The organism is Caballeronia sp. GAWG2-1, assembly GCF_023631405.1.
In the GTDB taxonomy this organism is placed as follows: domain Bacteria; phylum Pseudomonadota; class Gammaproteobacteria; order Burkholderiales; family Burkholderiaceae; genus Caballeronia.
In genome coordinates this window covers 519,634-532,499 of sequence record NZ_JALQDD010000006.1, presented here as the reverse complement: position 1 = coordinate 532,499, position 12,866 = coordinate 519,634, and the positions used below count along the sequence as shown (strand labels likewise).

The 12,866-nt window shown below is 63.2% G+C and carries 10 protein-coding genes; 6 read left to right on the top strand and 4 right to left on the bottom strand.

Annotated elements, in window-relative coordinates; all coding sequences use genetic code 11:
* The first annotated feature begins 171 nt into the window (after positions 1–171).
* A complete protein-coding gene (locus tag NCR98_RS04835; RefSeq protein ID WP_502799715.1) occupies positions 172–867 on the top strand; it encodes a hypothetical protein in 696 nt (231 codons plus the stop codon).
* Between the two features lie 9 nt (positions 868–876).
* Here NCR98_RS04835 and NCR98_RS04830 read toward each other — a convergent pair whose 3' ends face one another.
* A complete protein-coding gene (locus NCR98_RS04830) occupies positions 877–1,110 on the bottom strand; it encodes a hypothetical protein (protein WP_244827554.1) in 234 nt (77 codons plus the stop codon).
* Between the two features lie 401 nt (positions 1,111–1,511).
* Positions 1,512–1,979 carry an Lrp/AsnC family transcriptional regulator gene (locus NCR98_RS04825; RefSeq protein WP_244827553.1) on the bottom strand — a complete coding sequence of 156 codons (468 nt, stop codon included), beginning with the start codon at positions 1,977–1,979 and terminating at the stop codon, positions 1,512–1,514.
* A 132-nt stretch (positions 1,980–2,111) separates the two neighbouring features.
* On the opposite strand from NCR98_RS04825, the gene NCR98_RS04820 reads away from it, so the two are divergent.
* Entirely contained in the window at positions 2,112–2,690 is a 579-nt protein-coding gene (locus NCR98_RS04820) for a cysteine dioxygenase family protein (RefSeq protein ID WP_250525629.1), read from the top strand.
* A gap of 13 nt (positions 2,691–2,703) precedes the next feature.
* On the opposite strand, the gene NCR98_RS04815 is transcribed toward NCR98_RS04820, so the two are convergent.
* Together NCR98_RS04815 and NCR98_RS04810 are read right to left on the bottom strand one after the other, a co-directional pair.
* Entirely contained in the window at positions 2,704–5,247 is a 2,544-nt protein-coding gene (locus tag NCR98_RS04815) for a mechanosensitive ion channel family protein (RefSeq protein ID WP_250525628.1), read from the bottom strand.
* 96 nt (positions 5,248–5,343) lie between these two features.
* Positions 5,344–5,859 (bottom strand): BCAL1086 family glycoprotein, encoded by a 516-nt coding sequence (locus tag NCR98_RS04810; RefSeq protein WP_250525627.1) that lies wholly within the window; start codon positions 5,857–5,859, stop codon positions 5,344–5,346.
* A 327-nt stretch (positions 5,860–6,186) separates the two neighbouring features.
* Here NCR98_RS04810 and NCR98_RS04805 point away from each other — a divergent pair, with 327 nt between their 5' ends.
* The 4 genes from NCR98_RS04805 (at position 6,187) to NCR98_RS04790 (ending at position 12,864) form a co-directional block, all read left to right on the top strand.
* Complete coding sequence (locus tag NCR98_RS04805; RefSeq protein ID WP_250492116.1) at positions 6,187–6,552, top strand: hypothetical protein; 366 nt, start codon at positions 6,187–6,189, stop codon at positions 6,550–6,552.
* A gap of 530 nt (positions 6,553–7,082) precedes the next feature.
* The gene (locus tag NCR98_RS04800) at positions 7,083–7,952 is read left to right on the top strand and encodes an IclR family transcriptional regulator (protein WP_244827547.1); all 870 of its coding nucleotides are present in this window, start codon (positions 7,083–7,085) and stop codon (positions 7,950–7,952) included.
* Positions 7,953–8,339: 387 nt separating this feature from the next.
* Entirely contained in the window at positions 8,340–9,713 is a 1,374-nt protein-coding gene (locus NCR98_RS04795) for an MdtA/MuxA family multidrug efflux RND transporter periplasmic adaptor subunit (RefSeq protein WP_250464269.1), read from the top strand.
* A 28-nt stretch (positions 9,714–9,741) separates the two neighbouring features.
* Positions 9,742–12,864, top strand: coding sequence for an MdtB/MuxB family multidrug efflux RND transporter permease subunit (locus NCR98_RS04790; RefSeq protein ID WP_250525626.1), 3,123 nt, complete (start codon positions 9,742–9,744; stop codon positions 12,862–12,864).
* Positions 12,865–12,866: the final 2 nt, after the last annotated feature.

The following is a 12,866-nucleotide window of genomic DNA, read 5'->3' as shown; positions in this document are numbered from 1 at the left end:
GGGGGGGGGGGGGGGGGGGGGGGGGGGGGGGGGGGGGGGGGGGGGGGGGGGGGGGGGGGGGGGGGGGGGGGGGGGGGCCCCCCCCCCCCCACGCAAGATTCGATTGCACCGGCCGCCGTTGCCACGGCCACCGCGACTCAGACGCTAGACGACGCCGCCGTATCGACCATCGTGATCGCGAAAGAAGCCGCCAACGAATCCACCGTCGATACTCCCGCGCTCGATCCGAATCTCGTGACGGCATCGGCGGTACGTGCCGCGAGCGCAACGGCGGAAAAGCTGTCGTCGGTGAGCATCGGCGAGAGCACGGCGGCGACCACCAGCAAGGGCGCATCGGCTGCCGCGACCGTCGCCGCCACCGCGCTGGACCGCGACTTCCGCTACCGGCTCGCGCGCAAGAACGTGCACATTGCGTTCGCCAATCTCGCGCAAGCGTTCCAGCGAATGATGCTGGAGCCCAAGGCGCAGCAAAAATATGTCGCCGAACTCAACGATCTGCTCGTGCAAAGTCACGTGCTCGCGTCGCAGATCACGGCAGCGGCGCCGCTTCTGCAAACGATCAACGAAGCCGAAGGTCAGGCGTTCGAGCCGTTGCAACGGACTTTCGGAATCGTGCGCGACAATCTGTCGGATGCACAGGGCGCGCTGCCGGAGCCCGCGCGCGAAGAAGCGACACCGGCGAATGCGGACGACATCAAGGAACTGCGCCGTGAACTCGACGCCATGGTCACGAACGCCGAACGCACGCAGGCGTTGCCCGCCGATGCGCTTCACGATCTCAAACTGCTTGCGCATCAATGCAAGCAGATGCTTACGGCGTCCGCGCTGATCAGCAAGGATGCGGCGCAGATTCGCTTGCCGGTTTGAGGGGCTCGGCTACTGCGACGCTCCGATCGCCGGCACGGCCGGCCGCGCATCGCTCGCTGGCGAAGGCGTCGCGTTCTGTTGATCGAAGTCGCGCTTCTCTCGAATCGCGTTATACGCGAGCGTGCCGATCACGAGCAACACCACGACGACGATAAACGCGCCGACGCCGAATGTCGGATTCTTCTTCTTGGGCGCGCCGTTGCGGGTACTGTCCGGGCGGCGGTCGTTGCGGTCATCGGTCATGGCGGATGTTGCGTCTCCTGGCGCGTTTCGTCATCAACCCGTGATAGTACCCGCACTGGTTTTCAGTTGCGTTGCGCCGACCGTTTCTCGATCTGCCGCATGTCCGCGCGCGCCGTTTCGGAAGACGGCCAAGCACCGCGAAATTCTTTGCTGCACGGTCCCGCTTGAGAGGCACCGCGTCACCGGCCATACTTCCTTCGATTCCATGCGCGTCTGATTCCGGCCGGGGCAGTAAGGGCTAGACCGGAATACCTAGTGACTGGACGCGTTACGCCGCCCTCCACGGGCGGCTTTTTTTGGCGAATCGATCATGCCGCGCCTTCCACAGGCAGGCGCTTGGTGCGGACTGAAGTGGCATGGCGCGGGCAAGCGCCAACCGCCATCTGAAAACGAGTCACGCCTCAGGATTCGAGCGTGGGACGCACCGGCAATGCGGTCGAATACTTGATCTGCTCCATCGCGAAGCTCGAACTGACATCGTAGAGCGGCACGGCGCGAATGAGCTGCTTGTAGACGCGGTCGTAATCGTCGATATCGGATACCACCACGCGCAGCAGATAGTCCGTCTCGCCACTCATCCGATACACCTCCACGACCTCCGGAATGTCGCGCACGGCGCGCGTGAAGTCCTCGGCCCAGATCTGCGTATGCTGATTCGTGCGTACCGCGACAAACACCGTGGTGCCGACACCCAGCTTCTTCGGATCGCATAGCGCCACCTGTGCGCGGATCACGCCGGTTTCCTTCAAGCGCTGCACGCGCTTCCAGCACGGTGTCTGCGAAAGATTCACGCGCTGCGCAAGCTCGGCGATAGGCATCGTCACGTCGGTCTGCAGCAATTCCAGCAGCTTGCGATCGATAAGGTCCATTCCCACAGCGCACCCCCGATAGGAAATTATTCTATTTTTGGTTCTTCGAGCGGAATTATATGGAAACTAATTCTGGGCGCAAGCCGGTATAAATGTTGTTCGCGAAACACAACGAAAACCGGTGCCGTCATCATGAAATTCGAAGCGTTCAGCCGCCTTTCGCGGCCTCGGGATCAAGCGCCGGCGTCGCTACGCGGCGGTTCGGCGCTAAACCGGCTCTGCGATGAAATCGATGCCGCCTTCCATTCCGCCGATGCCTTGTCGTTCGGATCGCGCGTGCGTGCGGCTCTGTGGCGCGCTTCGTCCGATACGAGCCTGCTGCGTCTCGATCAGCGTGAAAGCGGCGCACGCGGCTATCGCCGTCATCTGCTGGCGGCCGACCCGTTTGACCGCTACGCCATCGCCGCGCTCGTCTGGGAGCCGGGACAGGCGAGTCCGGTGCACGGTCATCGAACGTGGTGCGGCTATGCGGTGATCGACGGGACGCTTGAAGAGACGCTTTATCGCTGGGACGCGCCTTCGGCATCAGCCATCGAAACGCGGCATCATGCGCGCGAGGCCGGCGACGTCTCCTTCGTGCAGGCGGGCGGAGGCGCGATTCACCGCCTGGGAAATCCCGCCGATGCCACCGCGCGCGCGATCTCGCTGCATATCTACGGCGTCGCGGGCGACGAGATTGCCACGCACGTGAACGACTTGCTCGCGGCCTGACGACGAGTTCGTCTCAACCTTTGCCCGGCTCCGCCGTGGGAATCTGCGGCGGAATTTGCACGGACTGGTCCGTCGGCGGCGGCGCGGGACGCGGTTCGTGCGAGACATCGCGGGCCTTCGGGGGATCGGCATCCACGAATTCCTCGTCTTCGAGCAGCCGCTCCTCGCCCGTCCAGATGCGCTGCGCGCGGCCATCGGCGTGCGGCTCGAACGCGGCATGCAGGTCGGTGCGGCTCATCTGCACATGCATCCGCGGCACGGGAATCTCGATGCCCGCCTCGTCCATCCGCCGCTTGATGCGCAGATTGAACGCCCGCGCCACACTCCATTGCTGCAGCGGCCGCGTCTTGATCTGCCCTTTCACGACCATCCAGTTCGAATCGAAACGGTCCAGTCCCCAGACCTCCACCGGACCCAGCATCTCGCGCCGGTAGCGTAGATCGTCCATCAGCTCGACGCCGACTTCGCGAATCATTTGCGTGATTTCGTCGACATCCGCCGAAAACGGCATGCGCACTTCGAACACGGCGTAGGCGAAGTCGCGCGACAGGTTCTTCACCGTCTTGATCTGCGAGAAGGGAATCGCGTGGATTGCGCCCTGGCCGTCGCGCAGGCGCACCGTGCGGATCGTCAGACTTTCGACGATACCCGCGTGGCCGCCTTCCACCTCGATCGAATCGCCAACGGAAATGGTGTCCTCGATGATGATGAAAAGCCCCGTGATCAGATCCGCGACCAGCGATTGCGCGCCGAAGCCGACCGCGAGCCCGATCACGCCCGCGCCCGCCAGCAAGGGCGTGACGTTCAGGCCGAGATTGGCCGCGGTGACGATGCCCGCGATCATCAGCAGCACGACGAACACGACGTTGCGCACGAGCGGCAGCATGGTGCGCGCGCGCATGCTCGGGCCGCGCGTGCCGCGCCGCGTGGAATCGGGCCGCAACGTCTCCTGGATGGCGGTATCGATCAGGATCCACACCAGCCAGACGATGAAGAACGTCAGCACGATCATGGCGAACGCGCGCGTGATGCCGCGCGCCGCGACGCTCTCCTCGGCCATGTGCGCGAGCGAAAAACCCCAGAAGCGCGACGACAGTTCGAGGAATACGAGCCACACGCCGGTCACGATCATCGTGCCGACGAACTTCACGAGCCGCCGCACGTAAGCCGACTGGCGGCGTGGCTTCTGCGACTTCGGCCGCGTGATGCGGATCACGATCGCCGACAGGAAGAACGCGACGACGAGCAGTCCGGCGGTCGCAATCGCCATCTGCAACACGTTCTCGGATGTACCGATGCCCGCGAGCGTCGCGACCACCGACGCCGACGCCAGCAGCAGCAACGGCACCTGCCACAACGAAGCGACCACTTCGAAGGTCTCGGTCGCGGCCTTGCGCGTGTTGCGCTGCTCGTAGGTGCGGCTGCGGATCAGATGCGCGACCGGCCGCTGGAACGCCAGCGCGAAATACGCGGTAAGCGCCGCCGCGCCCATGTTCGCGAAGGTCGAGATCAGGGCGGACAGATTGGTGCCGAGTTGCTGCGCGACGTCGTAGTTGGCGGCCGCGTCGCCGAGCGCACCGAACGTGCCGATCAGGAACAGGAGCCGCCGCGCGCGGATGATCAGCACGTTCACCGCCACGCGCCGGTGCGCCGAGCCGAACAGCGAAAACATGATGAGGCAGATCGCCGAGAACACCGCGCCCGCCACGATGGCGTAGGCCGTGACCATCGCGAGCGTGCGGCCGAGTGAAAGCGGCATCATGCGCACGAAGGCCAGCGCGACGAGGAACGCGAACAAATAAGGCGCGACGCGCCGCAGCGCGAAGAGCAGCAATTCGCGCGTGGTCGGGTTGGAATGCAGTCCGGCCTGGATGCCGTAACGCGCGTGGACCTGCCGCTGCACATAGACGAGGACGAACGCGCACGCGCCCCAGCCGACGAGCATCGCGAAGTAATTGAAGAGCGTGCGGCCGAACGGCTCGCGGCTCTGGCTCGTGACGATGGTGAAGAGTTCGTTGCCGGCCGCGTTGAAGCGCCCGCCCCAGTACGCGATCGGCGTTTTGCCGCGCTTCACGTCGGCTTCGATGTTCGTGAGCGCCGATGCTATCGCGCCCAGCAAGCCCGCGTTCTGCGCCATGCTCGCCACGACCGACGATGCCGTCGACGGCGTGGCCGCGGGCGCGCTTGCGCCTGACGCAGCGGCTGAATCGACCGCGACCGCGCCCGATGCCGCGCCAGCCGTCTCGGCCGCGCGCTTGGCTTCGCGCAGTTTCTTCAATTGCGCGACGAGCGCGCCGCGCTGTCGATCGCTGTCGAGCGTCGAGATGACCGTATCGAGCGAGCGCACCATGTCGGCATCCGATACGGCCGGGTCCGTCACGCCGGAAGCCGCATCGGGAGCGGATGCGGGTGCGGCGGGCTTGATCAGTTCCTCGAACGAAGGCAGCGTGAGCGCCGGAGCCGCGAACGCGGCGGGCGAGAAAAGCGCAAGCGCGGCCATCCAAAATATCGCGACGATCGCCAGCGCGCCGTCATGCGCGAGCTTGCGTGACTTCATAACTGTCTCGATTTCCGAAAGACCGCCAGTTTAGCGGCTGCGGTGAAGGCATCGGCCGAATCGGACGTAACGGAATGTTAAGTCGACGCCGGCTGCTTACTTGTCCATTTCCGTGCGGGCGCCGCTCGTGTCGGTGGTCGGGCTCGCGCCCGAAGTGCCCGACGCGCCCGAAGTGCCCGACGCGCCCGAAGTGCCCGACGTACCCGCGTTACCCGCCGTGCCCGATGCGCTTCCGTCCTTCGACCAATCCTGCAACTTGCGTCCCGCGTTCTGCAAACCGGCGCCCGTCGCGCTGGCCGCGTCGGTGATGGCGGCGTTAGTCGCGCTCGCCGCGTTCTGCAGATTCGCACGTGCCGTCGCCGCGACGCTGCTCGCGGAGATGTCGGGCATCGAGCCGGCGTTGTCGATGTTCTGCTGAGCTGTCTGTTTGGCGGAATCGACCTTCTGGCCGACGTAACTCGCCGCCTGATCGAACTTTTGCTGGGTCTGGCTCGCGAGGTTGTTGAGCGCGCCCGCCGCCTGTCCTGCCGATGCATCGTGCTTTTCGCACGCGGCAAGTACACCGAGCGCGGCGAGCGCGATCCCGATTCGGGTCATGGGCGATGTCTGCATGGTCGTTCCTTCCAGATGTGGTGCCTGAGTGCTGCATGAATCTCGATGCGAAGTCCGCACGCCTGAGCGCGATTTGTTCCTCTTGGAAATGGCGCTCATCATACGCTGACCCTGGATGGCAACGTTTTGAGCGCATTTTGCCTAAGCGCGAGAGCTCGAATTGGCACTTGGAAAAGAAGCGTTTTGTAAAGCTTGCATCACGAGGGAACCTTGGAAAACCCTTACCGGCTCTTCTCGGCTTTGCCTAACTTTTGAACACCCTCTAACTCCCCGCGAATGTAATAGAGTTTTCCCTCTACATTTAGGACACTTCTGGTTTTGAGAGGCATGGGACTCGCATATATTCGCCGCCAGTCCACATCTCTTCGCGCCAACGTTGCCCCCATGCTTTATATGAATTTCGTCGTGGCCCTCTTCGCCGGGGTCCTGCTTTTCGAGCCTTTCACCCGTCCTCCTGTCTCCCGCTTTACTACGCACCAGATGCGCCGCAGTTTGGCCAAGCGCGCCTACTATCAAGCGGCGGCGGCATTTTTCGCGGCGCTTTTGATCGCCACCAGTCAGCCAGCGCCCGAACGCATTTCGCCGGTATTCGTTTTGAGCGTCGCGTTGCTTTTGTTACTTGCGAGCGTGTACTGGATCATGCGCGGCAAGCGCCTGCTTCGGCAGCGCCGCGTGTTCAACGAATTCGATTGAATCGACTCACCGGCGGCGCATCGCGCGCCGCTATCTGTCCAAGCGCCCGGCCTACGGGCGCGCGCCTCGCCCTCATCCAGCGTCTCCGCAACCCTTCGCGCCGAAGCAAACTTGCTTCCAGTCCGACGCCATTTCTGCTTTCAGCGTATATTCAGTGCGTTTGTTACCGCAAACATAGGGCGAAAAAAAAGGCGCTATGTTTCCATAGCGCCTTAAAAGTTCTAGCCATTCCGAGGGCCGTGCTAGAACCTGAGAGCCGGTCATTCAAGCGGGGAGCGGAAAGCAACTGTGCACGTCGCCTCACCAGTTTCGAAATTCGGTTCCATTTTTTATGGGATTGCTGCCCAAGTCAAGCAAAATCTCCGGCGCAGAACTTCTGCCCAAGGTAATCTTTGCAAACCCCTAACAAGAGAAATGTTTCAAACCGTCTACCGCTTATCGATGAGAGGCTTGCACCGCTTGCAAGTTTAGGCGGCATCCGAGTTATTTAGCGTCAGCCCGCATCCGAAACTACGTTTCAGAAAATAAGAATGCACACATTAAAAAGCCGGCTACCAGACCGGGAAAAACCGAGAGAGAGAGAGGGCGAAGAAGTCACGGCGCTTGCGCGCGGTCTTGACGTTCTACGCCGTATCGCTGCCGCCGATGCCCCTGTCAGCAACCGAGAGCTGACCGAATGGACCGGCATTCCCAAACCTACCGTGTCGCGTATCACAGCAACGCTCGTCGGCGCAGGCCTGCTGCTGCGGCTACCCGACAGCGAGCGTTTCGTGCTGACCGCCTCGGTTCTGGAATTCAGCAACGGATTCTTACGCAATTTCGATATTCGTGCTCGGGCGCGCCCCTACCTCATCGCGCTCGCCGAGGAAACCAGCCTGTCGGTGCATCTGGCGGTTCGGGACCGGTTGGAAATGGTCGTTATCGATGCCATCCGTCCGCGTTCGGCCGTGCTCGTCTCACGTCTCGAAGTGGGCGGAAGGATGGACCTGACCCGTACCGCCGTGGGGCGCGCGTACTTGTCCGTGCTGTCGCAGGCGGATCGCGAAACGCTCATCGGTAGTCTGCAGATCGCATCCGGCGACGACTGGCCGCTCATCGCGATGGGACTTCGGCACGGTATCGAAGACACGCATCGCAATGGCTTCGCGGTTTCGATCGGCGAATGGCATCTGGGGCTCAACGCGGTCGCGGCGGGCTTCATCGGTCCGTCGGAAGAGCGTTACTCCGTGAACTGCGGCGGCGCGGCACATCAGTGTCCCGAAGAGACGCTCATCGAAACAGTCGCGCCCGCGCTGCTGCGCTGCGTGAGCCAGATTGCGCATGAGATCGGCGGCACGTCCGGCGCCGCATCGGCGGCCATCGCGATGGCTGCCTCTACGGACTTGCGCGCCACCGAGTAGACTTGACACCCCTGACGTATTGGCCGGCCGACCCATCGACGGGTTCGGCCGGCCTGCGCTCGCACCGTGCGAAAGCCATGTCAGGCCGCGTGTAACACTCGTAATCAGCCGAAAGAAAGGTAGGTGGACGGGCCTCGATGCGGGACGTAGCATCATGCTTCGCACGACCGCGCGGCGTTGGTGCGGCTTGTATGCGTCGTGTCTTTTCGTTGCGGTTTCGTCATGCGCGGCAGCGCTTCGAACGCGTCGCGACAAAGCTTCATGTGCTCATCGCCCGCTTTCAGGTCCTCGCCTCGATGCGGCTTGCAGATTGCGCTGTCCTGCCTGGCGTTCGCGCGCCGCCTTGGGCGCTCCAACGAATCACTTGAAATACCAGCCACAGAACCGATGGACGACCAAAAGAATTCTCCCGGACAACCGCAGAAACCGTCCAACTCGCCTGATCGACCTGCCACGACCACGCTCGGGGAACGCCCGCCAAGGCGGCGCAAGCTCGTCCCGCTCGTGATCGCTTTGCTGATTGTCGCGGGAGCCGTCGCCTGGTGGCATCCTTGGAGCCGCAACAGTGCCTCGGGTCAACCACAGGATGCACGTCAGGGCGGCGGCCGTCGTGGCGGCGGCGCGAACGCGATGAATCAGCCGCAGCCCGTGCACGTCGCGACCGTCGCGCAAGGCGAGATGCCGGTGGTCATCAATTCGCTCGGCACGGTCACGCCGCTTGCCAACGTCACGGTCAAGACGCAGCTCAATGGCACGCTGATGGACGTGGCCTTCAAGGAAGGCCAGATGGTCAAGAAGGGCGACGTGCTCGCGCAGATCGACCCGCGTCCTTATGAGATTTCGCTGCGTAACGCCGAAGGCACGCTGGCGCGGGACCAGGCGCTGTTGCAGACCGCGAGGCTCGACTTGCAGCGCTATCAGACGCTGCTCTCGCAAGACTCCATCGCCAAGCAACAGGTCGACACTCAAGGCTCGCTCGTCAAGCAGTATGAAGGCGCGGTCAAGTCGGACATGGCCAACGTCGATACCTACAAGCTCGATCTCACCTACGCGCGCATCACGGCGCCCGTGTCGGGACGCGTCGGCCTGCGTCAGGTCGATCCCGGCAATTACGTGACGACGGGCGACACCAACGGCGTCGTGGTCATCACGCAATTGCAGCCGATCAGCGTGATCTTCACCACCTCGGAAGACAACCTTGCCGCCATCCTGAAGCCGCTGCATGCGGGCACGAAGATGTCGGTGACGGCATATGACCGCGCCAATACGGTTGCGCTCGAATCGGGCTATCTGGAAACCCTCGACAACCAGATCGACACCACCACCGGCACCGTCAAGCTGCGCGCGACCTTCGACAACAAAGGACTCGGGCTCTTTCCGAACCAGTTCGTGAACACGAAGCTGCTCGTCGATGTCATCAAGGACGCGCTTATCGTTCCGACTTCGGCGGTGCTGAACGGCTCGTCGGGATCGTTCGTGTATGTCGTCAAGCCGGACAATACGGTGACGGTGCGCAACGTGAAAACCGGTCCCGTCGATGGCGAGCGCACCAGCATCAAAACCGGTCTGCAGGCCGGCGAGCGCGTGGTGATCGACGGCTCCGACCGGCTCAAGGAAGGCGCGAAGATCACGATTCCGGCGGACAAGGCCAAGGGTGCTTCGGGCGCATCCGGCGCTTCAGGTGCATCGGCGGCGGCTGCCGCGTCGGCAGCTTCGGGTGCGCGGCATGGCGGGCATCGTCGTCAGCAACCGCAGCAGTGACAGTTAAGCCAAGAGCAACCAGAGCCGCATGAATCCATCTCGCCTTTTTATCCTGCGTCCGGTCGGCACGGCGCTTCTGATGGCGGCGATCATGCTGGTCGGCCTCGTCGCGCTACGTTTTCTGCCGCTGTCGGCGCTGCCCGCGGTCGACTATCCGACCATCCAGGTGCAGACGTTTTACCCCGGCGCGTCGCCGGATGTAATGACCTCCAGCGTCACCGCGCCGCTCGAAAAGCAGTTCGGGCAGATGGCGAGCCTGAACCAGATGTCGTCGCAGAGTTCGGCGGGTGCGTCGGTCATCACCTTGCAGTTCAGTCTGGATTTGCCGCTCGATATCGCCGAGCAGGAAGTTCAGGCCGCCATAAACGCGGCGGGCAATCTGCTGCCGTCCGACCTGCCCGCCCCGCCGATCTACGCGAAAGTGAACCCCGCCGACGCGCCGATCATCACGCTCGCGATCAGTTCCAAGACACTGCCGCTCACCAAGGTCCAGGATCTCGCCGACACGCGCCTCGCGCAGAAGATTTCGCAAGTCGCGGGCGTGGGTCTCGTGTCGATCAGCGGCGGCAACCGCCCCGCCGTGCGCATTCAGGCGAACACACGCGCGCTGGCCTCGTACGGGCTGAATATCGACGACTTGCGCACGACTATCGCCAACCTCAACGTCAATACGCCGAAGGGCAATTTCGACGGCCCGTCGCGCAACTACACCATCAATGCGAACGACCAGTTGACCGATGCAAGTGCGTACCAAAGCGCGGTGGTCGCATACAAGAACGGCCGGCCGGTCATGCTCACCGATGTCGCCACGGTCGTCGAAGGTCCGGAGAATACCAAGCTCGGCGCGTGGGTCGACGCGACGCCCGCCATCATCCTCAACGTGCAGCGTCAGCCGGGCGCGAACGTCATTCAAGTGGTGGACGGCATCAAGAAGCTGCTGCCAGGCTTGCAGCAATCGCTGCCGGCGGCGCTGGACGTGCGCATCGTCACGGACCGCACCACGACCATCCGCGCGTCGGTGCGCGACGTGCAGTTCGAACTCGCGCTCTCCGTCGTGCTGGTCGTGCTGGTAATTTATCTGTTTCTCGCCAACGTCTACGCCACCATCATCCCGAGTCTTTCCGTGCCGCTGTCGTTGGTCGGCACGCTCGCGATCATGTACCTGTGCGGCTTTTCACTCGACAATCTTTCGCTGATGGCGCTGACCATCGCGACAGGCTTCGTCGTCGACGACGCCATCGTCATGATCGAAAACATCGCGCGCTATGTCGAGGAAGGCGACCCGCCGCTCGAAGCAGCGTTGAAAGGCTCGAAGCAGATCGGCTTCACCATCATTTCGCTGACCGTTTCGCTGATCGCGGTGCTTATCCCGCTGCTCTTCATGGGCGATGTGGTTGGCCGTCTGTTCCACGAGTTCGCGATCACGCTTGCCGTGACCATCGTGATCTCGGCTATCGTCTCGCTCACGCTCGTGCCGATGATGTGCGCAAAACTCCTGCGCCACACGCCGCCCAAAGACAGCAAGCGCTTCGAGGCGCGCGCCCACAAGTTCATCGACTACGTGATCGGCCGCTACGCCGTCGCGCTCGAATGGGTGCTGGAGCGGCAAGCCGCGACGCTCGTCGTCGCCCTGCTGACGCTCGTTTTGACCGCCGTGCTGTACATCTTCATTCCGAAGGGCTTCTTTCCCACGCAGGACACCGGCGTGATCCAGGCGATCACGCAAGCGCCGCAGGCCGCGTCGTATCAGGCCGTGGCCGAGCAGCAGCAGGCGCTCGCGCAGAAGATTCTGCAGAACCCGGATGTCGAAAGCCTGACTTCGTTCATCGGCGTGGACGGCACCAACATCACGCTGAACAGCGGGCGCATGCTCATCAACCTGAAGCCGCGCGACGACCGCAGCAACACGTCGAGCGACGTGATCCGTTCCATTCAGAGCGACGTCGCGGACATTCCCGGCATCAAGCTGTATATGCAGCCGGTGCAGGACTTGACGATCGATTCCACCGTCAGTCCGACGCAATATCAGTTCATGCTGACCGACCCGAACCCGTCCGAGTTCGCGGAATGGGTGCCGAAGCTCGTCGAGCGGCTGCAACATACGTCCATTCTCACGGATGTGGCGACCGACCTGCAGCAGAACGGCCAGTCGGTGTATATCGAGATCGACCGGCCGACGGCGGCGCGCTTCGGCATCACGCCTGCGACGGTGGACAACGCGCTTTACGACGCCTTCGGCCAGCGCATCATTTCGACCATCTTCACGCAGTCGAACCAGTATCGCGTGATCCTTGAATCGGAGCCTTCGGACGCGCACTACAGCGAGATCCTGAACGGCATCTATCTGCCGTCGTCCACTTCGACGACGGGGCAGGTGCCGCTCAACACCATCGCCAAGTTCCACGAGCGCGCGGCGCCGTTGCTCGTCACGCATCTGGGCCAATTCCCGGCGACGACCGTTTCCTTCAACCTGGCCAAGGGCGAATCGCTTGGGGCGGCGGTCAAGGCCATCGAGCAGGCGAAGAACGACATCGGCCTGCCCGCGTCGTTCCAGATTCGCTTTCAGGGCGCGGCGCTCGCGTTCCAGGCTTCGCTTTCGAACGAACTGTTCCTGATCCTCGCGGCCATCGTCACGATGTATATCGTGCTCGGCGTGCTGTACGAGAGCTTCATCCACCCGATCACCATTCTCTCGACGCTGCCGTCCGCAGGCGTCGGCGCGCTGCTTTCGCTGATGGTCACCGGGCACGATCTGGACATCATCGGCATCATCGGCATCGTGCTCTTGATCGGTATCGTGAAGAAGAACGCCATCATGATGATCGACTTCGCGCTCGAAGCCGAGCGCGATCAAGGCAAGTCGCCGCGCGACGCGATCTTCCAGGCGTGTCTGCTGCGCTTTCGCCCGATTCTCATGACGACGATGGCCGCGCTTCTCGGCGCGCTGCCGCTCATGATCGGCTGGGGCGCGGGTTCGGAGCTGCGGCATCCGCTCGGTATCGCGATTGTCGGCGGTCTGATCGTCTCGCAGTTGCTCACGCTCTTCACCACGCCCGTGATCTATCTGGCCTTCGATTCGCTCGGCCGCCGGTTGCGCGCGCGCTTCGGCGGCGGCATGCAAGAGCCGCGGCCCGCCGCCGACGCGGAGTAAGC

Bases quoted from the DNA above. Each gene is read 5' to 3' on its own strand.
- NCR98_RS04815 (WP_250525628.1), bottom strand. From the start codon at position 5,247: ATGAAGTCACGCAAGCTCGCGCATGACGGCGCGCTGGCGATCGTCGCG.
- NCR98_RS04825 (WP_244827553.1), bottom strand. From the start codon at position 1,979: ATGGACCTTATCGATCGCAAGCTGCTGGAATTGCTGCAGACCGACGTG.
- NCR98_RS04795 (WP_250464269.1), top strand. From the start codon at position 8,340: ATGGACGACCAAAAGAATTCTCCCGGACAACCGCAGAAACCGTCCAAC.
- NCR98_RS04820 (WP_250525629.1), top strand. From the start codon at position 2,112: ATGAAATTCGAAGCGTTCAGCCGCCTTTCGCGGCCTCGGGATCAAGCG.
- NCR98_RS04805 (WP_250492116.1), top strand. From the start codon at position 6,187: ATGGGACTCGCATATATTCGCCGCCAGTCCACATCTCTTCGCGCCAAC.
- NCR98_RS04810 (WP_250525627.1), bottom strand. From the start codon at position 5,859: ATGCAGACATCGCCCATGACCCGAATCGGGATCGCGCTCGCCGCGCTC.
- NCR98_RS04790 (WP_250525626.1), top strand. From the start codon at position 9,742: ATGAATCCATCTCGCCTTTTTATCCTGCGTCCGGTCGGCACGGCGCTT.
- NCR98_RS04830 (WP_244827554.1), bottom strand. From the start codon at position 1,110: ATGACCGATGACCGCAACGACCGCCGCCCGGACAGTACCCGCAACGGC.
- NCR98_RS04800 (WP_244827547.1), top strand. From the start codon at position 7,083: ATGCACACATTAAAAAGCCGGCTACCAGACCGGGAAAAACCGAGAGAG.